This window comes from Enterococcus sp. 4G2_DIV0659 (genome assembly GCF_002140715.2).
GTDB classification, from domain to species: Bacteria; Bacillota; Bacilli; order Lactobacillales; family Enterococcaceae; genus Enterococcus_L; species Enterococcus_L mansonii.
The window spans coordinates 1202464-1218785 of sequence record NZ_NGLE02000001.1 but is presented as its reverse complement, the minus strand read 5'-3'; the positions used below and the strand labels follow the sequence as shown (position 1 = coordinate 1218785).

The following is a 16322-nucleotide window of genomic DNA, read 5'->3' as shown; positions in this document are numbered from 1 at the left end:
GTCTCAAACACTTTTCTACCAAGTTCACTACACGTTTATTAAACAAGGAGGAATTCAAATGACAATCAGCATCAAAATTCAACCCAATACTTACATTGATTCCGTTTCGCTAATGGCTTTATCTACAAAAGCGAATCAATTGTCAGGTGTTGACCAAGCAATTATTGCAATGGCGACAGAAATGAATAAAGAGGTTATGAAAAATGTAGGGTTATTTACAGCCGAAGTTGCCCAAGCGCAGACGAGTGATTTGATCATTGCTCTAGATACTACAGATGAGGAAAATTCAGCTGAATTGATGGGAAAAATCGAAACGCTAATGACTGAGAAAAAAGAAAAAAATACCAGTCAAACGATTGAAACGTATACAACCATAGAATCAGCGAAAAAAGCTATTCCAGAAGCGAATATAGCAGTGATTTCTGTCAATGGTCAATATGCTGCTCGTGAAGCGAAAAAAGCATTAAATAATGATTTACACGTCATGATGTTTAGTGACAATGTCAGTGTAGAAGAAGAAGTCCAGTTAAAGGATTTGGCTCATGAAAAAGGCTTGCTAATGATGGGACCGGATTGTGGCACAGCAATCATCAATAATGTGGGGTTATGTTTTGCTAATCATGTACGGAGAGGCAGTATTGGGATTGTAGGGGCTTCTGGAACAGGCAGTCAGGAAATCAGTGTTCGTATTCATGAATTTGGTGAAGGCGTCTCTCAATTGATCGGTACTGGTGGGCGTGACTTAAGTGAAGAGGTTGGAGGAAGAATGATGTTGGATGGGATTGATGCTTTAGAAGCAGACCCAGATACAAAAGTTATTGTTTTAGTTTCAAAACCACCAGCAAAAACAGTAGAAGAAAAAATTCTTATTAAAGCAAGAAAAACGACCAAACCGATTGTTATCTGGTTTATCGGTAGCGAAATACGTACAAATGAAGAGGGTATCTACTTTGAAAAAATGTCTAAAGAGGCGGCTTTAAAAGCTGTAACGCTGGCTGGAATTGATCGAAACAGTATAGATGTACATCCGTTGAATCTGGCTTTAATTGATGAAGTTCGAGAAAAATTGGCGCCCAATCAAAAATATATTCGAGGGTTATTTACAGGTGGAACACTTTGTGATGAGGCGATGTTTACAGCCAAAGAACGATTTTCTGATATTTACAGTAATATCGCTTCAGATCAAGAACACCTTTTGCATTTTGGCGATGTCAGCAAGGCACATACATTTATTGACTTTGGAGCAGATGAATTTACGAATGGCAAACCTCATCCAATGATCGACCCATCCAATCGAATCGCCCGCTTTAAAGAAGAGGTAAAGGATCCCACTGTGGGAGTGATTTTGATGGATTTTGTATTAGGCTATGGTGCTCATCCAGACCCTGTTGGCGTGATGATGCCGGCGATGAAGTCAGCTAAAGAAAACGCGGCAAAAGAGGGGCGGCATTTAGAAATCATCGGCTATGTTTTAGGAACAGATATAGACAAACAAAATATTGATGAACAAGTAGAAAAATTGACTTCAATTGGTGCAACATATGCTAGCAGTAGCCAAAATGCAGGTTTATTAGCTAGAGAATTCGTCGTGAAAGGAGCAGGACAATGAGTAAACTAACTAAATTATTTAAAGAAGAGCCAGTGATTATTGATCTTGGCATCGAAGCGTTTCAAGAAGAATTAATTGAACAAAAGGTACAAGCAGTCTATCTAGACTGGGCACCTCCAGGACAAGGTAAAGCAAATATATTAGCTGCTTTAGAAAAAATCGAAATGCCGGAAAATTTGGAGAAAATCAAAAAGGCTAATGAAGAAGCAGTCAATCGAATTATTTCTTCACAAATTTCATTAATTGGCTATGATCAGGCAATTAATGTTGTTCCAGGGATGACGAAAAATACGATTTTACATGCAGGACCACCGATTACATGGGCTAAAATGAATGGACCAATGAAAGGAGCTGTCAAAGGGGCTCTAGTCTTTGAAGGATTAGCGGCTGACTTAGAAGATGCTGAAAGAGTGGCTGCATCTGGTGAAATCATTTTCTCACCATGCCATGAACATCAATGTGTAGGATCAATGGCTGGTGTAACGTCTGCATCGATGTATGTGCATATCGTAGAAAATAAAACATACGGAAATTTGGCCTTCACAAATCTAAGTGAACAAATGTCAAAAATTCTACGCATGGGTGCCAATGACGAAAGTGTAATCGAACGATTAATTTGGATGAGAGATGTCTTTGGTCCAATATTAAAAGATGCGATGAAATTATGTCCAGAAGGCATCGATTTGAAACATATGTTGGCTCAAGCGCTGCACATGGGAGACGAATGTCATAACCGTAATAATGCAGGAACAACATTATTGATCCAAGCATTGACACCTTATATTATTCAAACGGATCATTCCATCAAAGAAATGAAAGAAGTGTTTGATTTTGTTGCTAGCAGTGATTATTTTTCAGGACCGACTTGGATGGCGATGTGTAAAGCTGCGCTGGATTCAGCGGTTGGAATTCCATATAGCACAGTTGTGACAACGATGGCTAGAAATGGTACTGAGTTTGGGATTCATATCAGTGGAATTAATGGCAATCCATGGTTTGTTGGCCCTTCTCAAAAAGTAATTGGACCAATGTTTGCGGGATACAAACCAGAAGATGCTGGGCTGGATATTGGGGATAGTGCGATTACAGAAACTTATGGAATTGGTGGTTTTGCGATGGCAGCAGCGCCAGCAATTGTCGCCTTGGTTGGCGGAACAATTGCAGATGCACTACGTTTTTCTACAGAGATGCAAGGAATTACAACCGCGGAAAATCCTAATATTACGATTCCAACCTTAAACTTCATGGGGATTCCATCAGGGATCGATAGTTTAAAAGTTATACAAACCAATACCTTACCTATCATAAATACAGCGATTGCCCACAAAGAAGCTGGCATCGGTATGATTGGCGCAGGTATTACACACCCACCTATGGAAGCATTTGAAAAAGCAATCATAGCTTTTAGTGAACAATTATAAATGAAGAGAAGGGGGTAAAATCATGCATAGTGTAAAGGAAAATCAATCGTTGATTGAGGCTGTAGCCTTAGGTCAACTAAAAAAAGTTGTGCAACTATTAAATGAAGACATAAATGTTTCTGAAACAGACGAAGTAGGTCGTTCACCTTTAATGCTGGCGGTACAGCAAAATAGTTTGCCAATCGTCAAAGAGCTGATCATCTTCGGGGCAGATGTAAACCAACGTGATAACACGTTTCTTACTCCATTCATTTGTGCTGCGGCGAATGGTTTTGACGAGATCGTTAGCGAAATCCTAGCATCAGGGAAAGCAGAATTGACATCAGTAAATCGTTTTGGTGGCACAGCACTTCTTCCATCAAGTGAAAAAGGTTATTTAAGAACAGTCCAGCTATGTTTGGACGCTGGTGTACCCGTTAATCACATCAATCGTTTGGGGTGGTCAGCGCTATTAGAAGCAACGATTTTAGGTAACGGTGGTTTTTTATATCAGGATGTGATTCGTGAATTAGTTCAGCATCAGGCCGACGTTACCCAAGTCGATGATCAAGGGAAAAATGCCCTTGATTATGCTAAAGAACGTGCTAACGAGAATTTGGTGTCCATCATAGATAAACAGGAAGTGGAAGAAGTACGTTTCCATGAAATACGAATGCTTTTAAGCAAAGGAGAAATGAAACAAGCGCTAAAAATATTGGAAGAACAAGACCAAACGGATTTAGAGGTTCTTTATTATTTAGGCTATACGTATCAACGTCTAAAAGACTATTCTACAGCGATAGCGTACTATGAAGAAGGGCTAAAACGAGATAAACAATTTGCTTTTTATGTCGGAAATAGTTATCGTATGATGGGAGAAATAAATAGTGCATTACAAGTATATGATCAAGCAATTGAAACAGATAGTAGTTTCTTTTACCGTTATCATAAATCGAATTTTTTAAGAGAATTAGGTCAACATGAAGAGGCAATCAAAATCATGGATAATTTGTTGGAAGACGATCCTGATAGAGTTGATTTTTATTTTCATAAAGCAAATAGCCTACGTAGTTTGAATCGTCACCAAGAAGCTATTGAAGCAATGGAACGAGCGATTCAGATTAATCCAGCTAATCCATTATTTTCAGAACACCTAGCACAATCACTTCAATTAGTAAAAAACTAAAGAAATGTATTGGAGGAAAAGACAATGGAATCAGTAGAAAAACAAACCATCGCGACAGCACCGACGTATTCCACAGAATTACTGCCAAAAACGGGAACAGATAAAAATTGGGGGATCTTCAATTATGTGACCTTATGGATGGGGGCTGTTCACAATATTCTTTCTTATATGACAGTAGCAGGATTTTTCTTGTTAGGTTTGAATACTAAGCAAGTACTAGCAGCAGTAATGTTGTCTGCTGTGATTGTCTCAGTTTTCTATGTGTTGAATGGCGTAGCATCAGCTAAATACGGGCTGCCGTTTCCGATGTTATTACGTTCTGTTTTTGGAGTGAAAGGAGCGATCATTCCTTCGTTATGCCGTGGTTTGATTGCAGGTGTTGTTTTCTTTGGAACTCAAAGCGTGGTGAGTGCTCAGTCGTTAGATGTTTTATTCAGTCGGATTTTTCCAAACTATATGAATATCGGCGGTGGAATGACGGTTCTAGGGATGCCAGCGCCAACGATGCTTAGTTATTTGATTGTTTGGTGTGTAACTGTGGCACTATTTTTAGGTGGAACAAAAGTATTGGATAAATTTGGCAATTGGTCTTCACCAATCGTATATGTCTTTATTATCGGTGCGGCTGTTTGGACAATCCAAATTGCTGGTGGATTTGGCCCAATCTTATCTTATGCACCAGCCAATGCAACCACAAGTCCAATTGTATTTATAGCTTGTGTTAGCGCCTTAGTTTCAAATTGGGCAGGCCCAATTGTTAATATTGGGGACTTTACTCAAAAAGCCAAAACAACCAAAGCAATGATCGTGGGCTTACCGTTAGGATTCATTCTTTCGTATATCTTATTTGCAATTACGTGCGTAGGGTTGATTGCAGGAACACAGATTGCATTTGGAGAACCAATTTTTAATATTGTGAATGCATTTGATAAAATTGATAACACATTTGCTGTATTTGTACTGATACTTGCTTTAAATATGGGCGCTTTAGCTTTTGTTGTTTTTGGTAATTTGTTTCCAGCGGGGTTACAAATGTCTTCTCTCTTTCCCAAACTATTGGATGTAAAAAAAGCAGGTGTGTTGACTGCAATTATAGGTACGATGATATTGCCTTGGAAATTAGTGGAAAATGCTTCTACCTTATTTTATTTCTATAGCTTTATCGGTTCAATGTTTGGCCCGATTGCAGGGATTATGTTAGCTAGTTTTTATGTAGAACATAAAAAAATCATTAATTTAGACAACATTTATGTTGAAAATGGCGATTTAGGTGAATTTGAATCTGGTTATAATAAAAAAGCGATGATCACTTTAGCAACTAGTTTTGTAGTAACAATGTCGGGTGCTTTTTTACAAGCAATTCCATTGTTAAAAACAATCAATAACTTTGCTTTTTTCTCAGGATTAATTTTTTCATTTGTTGTTTATAGTATTTGGAGTAAAGGAACGAAAAGAAAAGGGAGTTACACAGCATAGTCTATCAAAAATCGGTTATAGCTGAATAGAGTTATAGCATGTTGAAATTTAGGAGGGGAAATCATGAACTACATGAAAATGGCGGCAGAGGCAACGGTCACTGGGATGAAAAAGAAATTTGGTGGGCCATTTGGAGCAACATTAGTTAGAAATGGCGAAGTGATTGTTTCGGTTAGTAATACTATGATGAGAGATACAGATCCATCAGCCCATGCGGAGATGGTCGCGATACGTGAAGCATGTAAAAAATTAAACACGATGGATTTATCGGACTGTGAAATTTATGCAACCTGCGAACCTTGTCCAATGTGTGTTGGCGCGATTTTATGGGCAGGAATCAAAACAGTTTACTATTCTAATACGAGAGAAGATGCAGCGAAACATGGCTTTTCTGATATGCATTTACGGAAGTATCTGGACGGAAGTGATGAATCACCATTAGCGATGATCCACACTGAGGGATGCCCAGAATGTGATTCATTATGGCAAACGTTTAAAGAGCTTTCTGCGGAATAAAAATCGTTATTATAGCGTCGACGAGTTGATTGGAAAAAAGAGGATAAGACAAACTCGTTTAGCTGCTTTTTCCTCACTGTTTATTCGGATTGAGAGAGTGAAGTGAGTGGGACATAACTCTTCGAGTCATATCCCACCCACGTGGAATCCGGATAAACGGTGGGAGTAGAAGCAATCCCTTCTTATTTTCTCGGAGTTAAACGCTTCTGTCCCATCCTCCTCACTCCTTTTTTTTCATTATTTCTCAAAAAATAATCATAGAAGAATATATTCGCTAGAATAACTGCAATTAATCTGCTACAATAGTTGAGAAGTATGGTGTAGTCTCTATTTTTCATCAATAAAAAATAGTAGCAATTAAACTTAACCAAAGAAGGAGAACTATAAAATGATAGCAGTAAGTGATCTTAAAGCAGGTATGACTTTTGAACAAGACGGCAAGTTAATTCGTGTCATGGAAGCAAGCCATCATAAACCTGGTAAAGGAAATACCGTTATGCGTATGAAATTGAAAGACGTTCGTACTGGTGCGACAACAGATACAACGATGCGTCCAGATGATAAAGTGAAAAAAGCATTTATCGAAAGTAAACCAGTTCAATATTTATATAGCCAAGATGATACAGCAAACTTTATGGATTTGGAAACATATGAACAATATGAAATTCCAACTTCTGTCATTGAAGATGAATTAAAATATCTTTTAGAAAATATGGAAGTAAAAATCCAATTTTACGGATCAGAAGTAATCGGTGTAACGTTGCCAACAACAGTTATCTTAAAAGTAAAAGAAACACAACCATCAATCAAAGGTGCGACTGTTTCAGGCTCAGGTAAACCAGCTGTTATGGAGACAGGTCTAGTAGTCAATGTTCCTGATTTTATTGAAGCAGATGAACTATTAGAGATCAATACACAAGAAGGCACATATTTAAAACGTGCCTCAAAATAAGAGAACGATTCAAAAAGCTGGCAGAATGGTAAAGTGTATCTGTCAGTTTTTTTGTCTAGATTTTGACGTGTATGTTCAGTGTCAAGGATCGTTGAAGAAGGAGTCAAAGTAACAGACATGGTACAATTGATTTATTAGCTTATTTATAAGAAAGGGAGAGATAAATGGGGTTTTTATTAACATTATGCATTGTATTATTATTTACGAAGCTTGCAGGACATTTCTGTAATCGAGTTGGTATTCCTTCTGTAATTGGGGAATTATTAGTTGGTATTTTAATAGGTCCAGCATTACTAGGATGGGTCAAACCTGATGAATTTATGCATTATTTTTCAGAAATTGGTGTCATTATTTTAATGTTTATTGCAGGATTAGAAAGTGATTTAGAGCTATTGAAAAAGTATTGGCGCCCAGCTTTGGCAGTTGCTTTACTAGGTATTTTGTTTCCAGCTGCAATGGGATTTGGTGTAGGGGAATTGTTCCAATTTTCCGTTCAAAATTCGATTTTTTTAGGAGTTCTGTTTAGTGCAACTTCTGTCAGTATCTCTGTTCAAGTATTGAAAGATTTGAAAAAAATAGATACTGAAGAAGGAGCGACAATTCTTGGTGCTGCTGTAGTAGATGACATCGTAGTTGTTTTAATATTAGGCGTTATGTTGAGTTTAATGAACCGATCAACGCCAGGGGAAGGATTACCGATGTGGGAAGTTCTGTTGTTGAAAGCCTTCTTCTTTGTGGTGATTTTTGCAGCAAGTAAATGGCTGGTACCTTGGGTGCTTAATCTAAGTGAGAAGTTGATTGCTGTTGAAGCAGTTTCTGCATTTTCTTTAGTCATTTGTCTAGGATTTGCTTACTTTGCTGAATTATTGGATATGGGAGCGATTATCGGTGCCTTTTTTGCTGGTGTAGCGATTGCTCAAACTAAATACCGTAAACGAGTAGATGAAAAACTAGAGACAATTGGTTATGCGGTATTTATTCCGATGTTTTTTGTTTCAATTGGATTAAATATGACTTTTTCAGGTATGTCAAATCATATTGTGTTTATTTTAGTCCTCTCATTAGTTGCGGTGCTTTCAAAATTAGTCGGTGGTGCTATTGGGGCTAGAGTCACTGGCTTCAAAGGAATATCTACATGGATTATTGGTTCAGGTATGGTGTCTAGAGGGGAAATGGCCTTGATTATTGCTCAGGTCGGATTAGCCTCAAAATTTTTAACAGAAGAATATTATTCTTCTGTGATTATGGTCATTATTGTGACAACGATTATTGCGCCATTACTTCTAAAAGCAACGATTGTGAAGCAACAATCACTGGGGCTTTCAAAAGATAAGTAGCATTAGTAAATGGACATGTGTAAAAATAGAAATGACAGAATTAATAGTGGAAAATGCTAAGAGCGTAGTGGTAGTTTGACTTTCAACTAGCTACGTTTTTCAAAAAGAGTATTTTTACTTCCACTGTTCATTTAGTTTTCATGTGACTGGGACATGACTCGTAGAGTTATGAACCAGTCTTTTTTTTACCATAAAAAGAGTAAATACATATTAATAAGCAAATATCCAGAAAAACTACAGATTAGATACAAATAGAATCCATGTGGTTTTGATAAATTAGAAGTATCAAATGAAGCAGGAGGAATAATCGTGAAAAATAAAAAAATACAAATAGGATTAGCCGCAATTATTTTAGTAATCATAGCAGGAAGTGCATATTTTATGTTAGCTAAAGGGGATAACAAAACAGATGCAACAGAAGCCGCACCTGTTGTATCTGAAACCGTGAATAACATAATGAAAAATTCTTTAAAGGGTTCGGATGCGATGCTAGCAGGTACTATCATTCCAAATTCTAAGAGTAAAATAACTCTGGATGCTACAAGAGGAATCGTAACAGAGCTTCATGTAGGTGAAGGAGATACGGTTACGAAAGGCCAAAATCTATTTACCTATTATAATGTAGAGAATGATGCAGAGTTAAAAGAAGCACAACTGACTGTAACAAATCAAGCAAATGCTGTAGCTCAAAAAAGAGAAGCAGCTGATTTAAAATGGAAAGAATACAATAAGAAAAAAGCGGATGCGAAGAAGGATGAAACGTCAGAATCAGATCTTAATGCAGCCTATATGGAAGCATCCAATGCGGAAGCAGAAGTTGCAAGTGCCCAAATCGAAGTAGACAAAGCACAGTTATTAGTCGATAAAGCAGAACAAAAAGCATCACAAAACACAGTAACTGCTCAATTTGATGGAGTAATAAAATCAATTGATAAGGATCAAATGAATAAACCAGCCGCTGAAAAAAGTGAAGTACCTTTCATGGAAGTAATTGATGCATCTATACAATATGTGGAAGGCAAAGTCGATGAATTTAACAAAGACAAATTTACGGTAGATCAACCAGTACAAATTATAGATCGAAACGATAACAAATTAATCTGGACAGGTAAAATTACAAAAATGGGTAGCTTAACTGTAGATGACGGGAATGAACAGAAAGAAGAAGATCAAACGACGTCAAAATATCCATTTAAAGTTTTGGTAGATAAATCAGATACGCCACCATCTATTGGGAAACACGTATACATTAAAGCCGCGCCAAAAGAGCCAGAACCAGGGAAAATTAACTTACCAAAAAGTTATCTGATGAAAGAAGAAAAAGGAACGTTCGTTTGGAAAGCCGTAAATAACAAATTAGTGAAGACAAAGGTGGAAACTGGAGAGGAAAATCAAGAAAATGCTACCGTAGAAATTAAATCTGGTTTGAAAAACGAAGATGCACTTGTACATCCGACCTCTAATTTAACCGAAGGGATGGAGGTCAAAGCCAATGCTCAACCTAAGTGATATTCGTAAATCTTATTGGCAAGGTTCAGAAGAGGTAGAAATTTTAAAAGGAATTAACCTCAATGTTTCAGAAGGAGAGTATGTTTCTATTATGGGACCTTCAGGATCAGGTAAATCTACATTAATGAATATTATTGGCTGTTTAGACAAACCATCAAAAGGAATTTATCGATTGAATGATAGAAATGTTGGAGACATGAAGGATTACCAGCTTGCTGATTTGAGAAACGAGACAATTGGTTTTGTTTTTCAAAATTTCAATCTAATGCCTAAATTAACTGCCTTGCAAAATGTGGAATTACCGCTTATTTATTCAAAGGTAGATCGAGCGGATCGTCGTGTTCGTGCTCTGGAAGCGTTGAAAAAAGTTGGATTGGAAGACAGAGTGTCTTTTAAACCTTCTGAATTATCGGGTGGACAAAAGCAAAGAGTAGCGGTAGCCAGGGCGCTGGTGACAAATGCTAATTTTATTTTAGCTGATGAGCCGACAGGTGCATTGGATACAAAGAATAGTGAGCAAATAATGGAATTATTTTCAGAGCTAAATATGGATGGAAAAACAATTATTATTATTACCCATGAACAAGAAGTCGCAGATTTTACAAAACGAAAAATTATTCTAAGAGATGGTCACATAACGAAAGATGAGGTGGAGGGAAAAGTTTATGCTTGAAAATATTATACTATCCCTACAATCCATTTGGTCACACAAACTTCGCTCTATTTTAACTATGTTGGGCGTAATCATCGGAATTGCCGCAGTTATTGCTATTTTCAGTATCATTGAAGGGAACACAGCAAACATGAAAAAGCAATTTGTTGGTGGAAGCAACAACACGATAGAAGTAGAGTATGGGAGAAAAAGTCAATTTAGTGGTGCAGGATTTACTGAAAATACAAAAGAAAAAAAACCGACTTATATTCCTGTCTTATCACAAGAACAAGTAAATAATGTGAAAAATCAAGTTGGGATCAAAAATATTGCACCAGTATATAAAAAGATGCCAAAGTTTATAAAGGGCAAAAAAGCGAAAGTGCAGAAATCTTAGCGACGACGAAAAACTATTTTGAAATGGAAACAAAAAAAATCGTTGAGGGTCGCTTGTTTACAGATCTTGACTATACAGGAAGCCAACAGTCGATTATAATGAATAAAAAAGCTTATGATTCATACTTTCCTGAAGGCAGCGGTGTTGGTAAGTATGTAGAAATTAATGGCTACCCGTTTCAAGTTGTGGGTGTCTATGAGGACATAGATAATAAAGAGCAGATGCCTGGATTTGAAAGAAATAGTGCGATTGTCCCGATTAGCCAATGGGATAAAATCACAAATGAGCTAAATCCAGAGCCTAGGGTAATCATTCAAACTGAAACAACAGATCAATTAAAGAATAAAGGATTAGAAACAGCGGATGTTTTAAATACGTTGATGCCAGAATCTGATTATGAATTTGGGATTAGAGATTCAGCCAATATCGAAAAACAAATTGAAGATTTTAATCGTTCAAACTTTTTACTACTAACAGGAATTGCCAGCATCTCTTTAATAGTCGGAGGAATTGGTGTGATGAACATCATGTTGGTTTCAGTAACAGAAAGAACCAGAGAAATTGGTGTGAAAAAAGCATTAGGTGCGCGAAGAAAAGTTATTTTAGAACAGTTTTTAGTTGAATCAGTTACATTGACAGTTTTTGGTGGAATATTAGGTATCTTTGTAGGAATAGGGATAGGCAAAGCTGTGACATCAATAATGAATTATCCATATATGGTTTCACCATTAGCCATTGTTGGAAGTCTTGCATTTTGTTCAATCATTGGTATTGTATTTGGGCTAATGCCAGCTATTAAGGCGTCTAAGCTAGATCCTATTGAAGCTCTTAGATATGAGTAGTATAATGTAAAAAAATGAACTATAGCTGATTAGCAACAAGCTGATCAACTATAGTTTCTCTGTATTTTTACCCGTATAAAGGAGGTCTGCTAAATGAATGTTAGAGTATTAGTGGTTGAAGATGACACGATGACAAATCAAGTTATTTCAGATTTTTTAGAAGAAAAAGGCTATGAGGTTCTTTCTGCTTTAGATGGTGAAGAAGCTTGGCAGTTTGTTCAAACAGAAGAGTTGGATTTGATTCTTTTGGATATTATGTTACCAAAAATCAGTGGCTTAGAGTTGTTAGAAAAGATACGAAAATCATCAGATATACCAATTATTATGTTAACGGCAATTGATGAGGAACACACACAATTAATTAGTTTTAAGCAAAAGATTGATGATTATGTGATAAAACCCTTTTCACCAACTATTTTGGTTAAACGAGTAGAAGCTGTACTTAGAAGAGCTAAAAAAGATGAGAAGAAAGAACAACAAGAGCTTCATTACGGGAACATTCATATCAATTTTGACTCAGCTATGATTTACTGTGATGGAGAACGAGTGGCCTTAACCAAAATAGAATATCGTATTGTTGAAACGCTAGCAAAAAGAAGAGGGACGGTTGTGACGCGAGAACAGCTGATCGAAACGATTTGGGGCTATGAATTTACAGCTAATGATCGAGTGATTGATAGTCACATGAAAAATATCAGAAAAAAAATACCTGATTTGACTATTGAAACACTTAAAGGAATTGGGTATATCTTAGAGGACAAGCAATGAACTCAAGAACAAAGACGTTTTTATTTACCTCAACGGTCATTAGTATTGTTATTACGAGTAGCTTTGCATTGCTGTATTTTTTATTACCCGTTGTTTATGAAAAAAATAAGCAGGATGAAGCCATACAAGGTGCAAAAGAAATTATCGCTAGACTACAAAATCAACCACTTGAAAAAATTATAGAAACAATCAAATTGGAACCTATGACAAGCAGTACAACCAGTTGGGCTTTGTTTGACAAGGAAGATAATATTGTTTATCCAGATACCTCGGTACCGATTGAAGACAATACAAGTAAAACAGCAGTTATAGCAGACGCTATTGTTAATATTTATAAAACAACGATTACTGATGCCAAAAAAATAACTATAAACTCGTTGTAAACATGTACTTAGAACCTGTTAGAGAATTAAAGCGAACCTTGATAAAAATTTATCCGTTCATTTTATGTATAAGTTATTTGATTGGAGGCGTTGGTGCGTATGTATATTCTTATTGGGCGACAAGAAGAATTGAGCGAATCAGCAAACGTACCAAGAATATGGTGATTCTTGAAGAGCCAACTGATTATATCGTTCAAGGAACCGATGAGTTAAGTGAATTAGAAAATAATATTCAGTTTCTGTATCTTTCATTATTAGACAATATTCATTCACTCAACAAAGAGTTAGAGAAAACCAATGCAGTCGAACATTCAAAATCAGAATTTATGCGAATTGCTTCCCATGAGTTGAAAACACCAATTACAGCTATGTTGGGGCTTATTGAAGGCATGATTTTAAATGTTGGGCGCTTTAAAGACCGAGATTACTATTTAAAAGTTTGTAAAGAAATATTAGAATCACAAAGTCAATTGGTACAAGATGTCTTGTTTATCTCTAAATTAGAAAGCATCGAAAAATTTGAAGCGACAAAAGAGCAGTTTTCGTTGACAGAGTTGATAAAGGAAACAATGACACTGTTTGAATTGATGGCTGTTCAAAAGGAATTAAATTTTGAAGTCGATTTAGAAGAAGTAGCTGTCGAAACCAATAGAGAAGACCTAAAAAGAGTGCTCATGAATTTACTTAGTAATGCGCTAAATTACACTAAAAAGCAAGGCACAATAAAGATCACGCTTAGGGCTAAAAGATTAATCATTACAAATCAATGTACGCCGCTAGAAAAAGAAGAAATCGATAAAATATTCTTACCTTTTTATAGACCAGATTACGCCAGAGCAAGAAAAGATGGTGGAACTGGCTTAGGATTGTATATTGTATCAAAATTGCTATTAAAGAATAATATGGTGTTTACGTTTGAACCAATGGAAAATGAAAGTGGCATGAAATTTGTTTTAAACATTGATCCTCCAGCTAAAACTATTGAATAATACAGAAAAAATCCACATTGCGTACAAATAGAATCTACGTAGCTTTGCTAAACTTACTGTATTAAGACAATAGGAGGAGTTCAATTATGAAAAAAAGAAGTATTACGATAATAGCGTTGTTGGTATTAATAGCTACAGTTCCATTAACTGCTTGCGGAAATAAGGAAAAAGAGGCTGAGCAAAAGTCAACAACTAAAGGGAAAAAGTTCGATAAAAAAGAAGCCGATGTTGTTAGTGAACGTACGGAAGTAATTGATGGGCAAGAAATGACCATCAAAACTTTTAATGACGGAACGGAAATAACGTTGCCAAAAGGAATCAATCTTGATGAAGTTGAAATGGAAGCCATTAACTAAACTTCTGACGAATAATAGGATTAACAAAACGTACAGGAAACTGTAGATGCTGTTGTGATAACCATTGTTTTTTTACAATAGGTTGTTGCAACAACATCTACTTTTTTTGATAACTAGTGAAAAATCAAGATTCCGATAAGGCAAATAACCGAAATAAAAAAAGAGCGAGAGCAATGCTCCTTTTTAGAGCCATTTCTCTCGCTTAAATAGAATCAATGAGCAGGGGATACGAATAAATTGACCGTGTTAATGATCTGCGTAAAACTCACTTCTCTAGAATTAGTGAATAGAGCCCATCAATTTTTTTATAGGATTTTTACAAAGAATTAATAGAATCCCTGCAAGTACAGCAACAAGACCCACGATTCCAAAATAGGCTGATTCTGTTTGAGGTGTATAAAAACGTGCGATTTGGGCATTGATCGCTTGTGAAGCGGCATCTGCTAACAACCAAATGGCAACAGTTTGGGATTCAAATGCTTTTGGCGCTAATTTTGTTGTGATCGATAATCCAACTGGAGAAATACACATTTCCCCAACAATCATAATGAAAAAACTAAAGAATAACCATAATGGACTTACCCGTCCACTTGTACCATGTAATAATCCTGGCAGCATTAAAAGAATAAAAGAGGAGCCCGCAAAAACTAAACCTAAAGAGAATTTGACAACGGTTGAGGGTTGTTTTTTACCTAAACGTGTCCATAAAGCAACGAATATAGGTGTTAGCATAACCACAAAAATTGGATTGAGTGACTGAAACCAGCTAGGTGCAATTGAAAAGCCGAATAAGGTATCATTTGTTCGTTCATTTGCAAATAGTGCTAAAATAGAGGAACCTTGTTCTTCTAATGACCAAAAAACAATTCCTGCAAGGAATAAGGGAATATAGCCAAGTACTTTTGGTTTTTCCTCATCGGTCACATTTTTAGAAGTCAGCATTTTAATAAAATAATAGACAGGCAATAAGATCCCTAAAAGGCTGACCGTATTGATAAAAAAGCCAATCGTTAAACGATCTAAAACAAAAGCTGAACCAAACAAAATAACAGCACCAATCACTGCAATTAAGAACGAACGCATGAATTTTCTACGTTCATTTGTATCCATTGGATTAGTAGGTGCAAGACCGATTGTTGCTAAGGATTTTTTTCCTTGTACGTAATACTGAATTAAGCCAAAAAACATCCCAAAAGCAGCAACAGAGAATCCCACATGATAATTATAGGTTTGACCAAGTGTACCAACAACAAATGGCGCTAATAATGCTCCAATATTGATACCCATATAAAAAATAGAAAAACCAGCATCACGCCTTGTATCTGTTTTGGAATAAAGATGTCCAACCATGCCGGACACATTTGGTTTGAGCATCCCAGTTCCGATGACAATCAGAAAAATAGAAAGAAATAAAGCCGCAACCCCAAAGGGAGTCGCTAAAACAATATGACCAACCATGATGAATAACCCACCGTAAAAAACGGTTTTTCTAGCGCCTAATACGCGGTCAGAAATCCAACCACCGATAATGCTGGACATAAAAACCAGTGAACCATAAATCGACATGATTGCTAGCGCTGTTTCTTTTGGTAAGCCTAATCCGCCATTTGCCACTGTATCATAAATATAGTAGAGTAAAATAGCACGCATACCATAATAACTAAATCGTTCCCACATCTCAGTAAAGAAGAGTGTAGACAATCCTTTTGGTTGCCCCAAAAATGATCTGTCTAACTGCTGATCGTCCATAAAAAATAACCTCAATTCTTTTTTTTATTCAAATAATGTATATAATCTCAAACATTTAAAAACACTATACATAGTTTATTGTAAACTGTTACTCTTTTAATTATCATAAATTTTCATGATTAGACCATAAGAAAAATGTATGATATATTCATTTTTTTTTAATAAATCGAGGAGACATTTAGGATTAGTCACACGTGACAA

The 16322-nt window shown here is 36.3% G+C and carries 14 protein-coding genes and 1 pseudogene; 14 read left to right on the top strand and 1 reads right to left on the bottom strand.

The window, feature by feature from the left end; translation table 11 throughout:
- Positions 1 to 58: 58 nt before the first annotated feature.
- The 14 genes and pseudogenes from fdrA (at position 59) to A5880_RS05630 (ending at position 14372) form a co-directional block, all read left to right on the top strand.
- A complete protein-coding gene (fdrA, locus tag A5880_RS05695) occupies positions 59 to 1609 on the top strand; it encodes an acyl-CoA synthetase FdrA (protein ID WP_086331170.1) in 1551 nt (516 codons plus the stop codon).
- Positions 1606 to 3030 (top strand): YlbE family protein, encoded by a 1425-nt coding sequence (locus A5880_RS05690; RefSeq protein WP_086331171.1) that lies wholly within the window; start codon positions 1606 to 1608, stop codon positions 3028 to 3030. Before fdrA ends, A5880_RS05690 begins: the two co-directional genes overlap by 4 nt.
- A 22-nt stretch (positions 3031 to 3052) precedes the next feature.
- Entirely contained in the window at positions 3053 to 4195 is a 1143-nt protein-coding gene (locus tag A5880_RS05685; protein WP_086331172.1) for an ankyrin repeat domain-containing protein, read from the top strand.
- Positions 4196 to 4219: 24 nt separating this feature from the next.
- Positions 4220 to 5671 (top strand): cytosine permease, encoded by a 1452-nt coding sequence (locus tag A5880_RS05680; protein WP_086331173.1) that lies wholly within the window; start codon positions 4220 to 4222, stop codon positions 5669 to 5671.
- A 63-nt stretch (positions 5672 to 5734) separates the two neighbouring features.
- Positions 5735 to 6187, top strand: coding sequence for a nucleoside deaminase (locus A5880_RS05675; protein ID WP_086331174.1), 453 nt, complete (start codon positions 5735 to 5737; stop codon positions 6185 to 6187).
- A gap of 388 nt (positions 6188 to 6575) precedes the next feature.
- Positions 6576 to 7139 carry an elongation factor P gene (gene efp / locus A5880_RS05670; RefSeq protein ID WP_086331175.1) on the top strand — a complete coding sequence of 188 codons (564 nt, stop codon included), beginning with the start codon at positions 6576 to 6578 and terminating at the stop codon, positions 7137 to 7139.
- A 164-nt stretch (positions 7140 to 7303) separates the two neighbouring features.
- Complete coding sequence (locus A5880_RS05665) at positions 7304 to 8476, top strand: cation:proton antiporter (protein ID WP_086331176.1); 1173 nt, start codon at positions 7304 to 7306, stop codon at positions 8474 to 8476.
- Positions 8477 to 8785: 309 nt separating this feature from the next.
- Complete coding sequence (locus tag A5880_RS05660; RefSeq protein WP_086331177.1) at positions 8786 to 9985, top strand: efflux RND transporter periplasmic adaptor subunit; 1200 nt, start codon at positions 8786 to 8788, stop codon at positions 9983 to 9985.
- Positions 9969 to 10658: an ABC transporter ATP-binding protein gene (locus A5880_RS05655; protein WP_086331178.1), complete on the top strand. Its 690-nt coding sequence runs from the start codon at positions 9969 to 9971 to the stop codon at positions 10656 to 10658. The genes A5880_RS05660 and A5880_RS05655 overlap by 17 nt, the downstream gene beginning before the upstream one ends.
- Positions 10651 to 11876: pseudogene (locus tag A5880_RS05650) on the top strand (ABC transporter permease). The gene A5880_RS05655 and the pseudogene A5880_RS05650 overlap by 8 nt, the downstream one beginning before the upstream one ends.
- 93 nt (positions 11877 to 11969) lie before the next feature.
- Complete coding sequence (locus A5880_RS05645) at positions 11970 to 12644, top strand: response regulator transcription factor (protein WP_086331180.1); 675 nt, start codon at positions 11970 to 11972, stop codon at positions 12642 to 12644.
- The gene (locus A5880_RS05640; RefSeq protein WP_336577004.1) at positions 12641 to 13027 is read left to right on the top strand and encodes a hypothetical protein; all 387 of its coding nucleotides are present in this window, start codon (positions 12641 to 12643) and stop codon (positions 13025 to 13027) included. Before A5880_RS05645 ends, A5880_RS05640 begins: the two co-directional genes overlap by 4 nt.
- A 38-nt stretch (positions 13028 to 13065) precedes the next feature.
- On the top strand, positions 13066 to 14016 hold the full coding sequence (locus A5880_RS05635; RefSeq protein ID WP_336577003.1) for a sensor histidine kinase: 951 nt from the start codon (positions 13066 to 13068) through the stop codon (positions 14014 to 14016).
- 86 nt (positions 14017 to 14102) lie between these two features.
- Entirely contained in the window at positions 14103 to 14372 is a 270-nt protein-coding gene (locus A5880_RS05630; protein WP_086331182.1) for a hypothetical protein, read from the top strand.
- 279 nt (positions 14373 to 14651) lie between these two features.
- On the opposite strand, the gene A5880_RS05625 is transcribed toward A5880_RS05630, so the two are convergent.
- Positions 14652 to 16121 carry a peptide MFS transporter gene (locus A5880_RS05625; RefSeq protein ID WP_086331183.1) on the bottom strand — a complete coding sequence of 490 codons (1470 nt, stop codon included), beginning with the start codon at positions 16119 to 16121 and terminating at the stop codon, positions 14652 to 14654.
- Between the last annotated feature and the right edge of the window lie 201 nt (positions 16122 to 16322).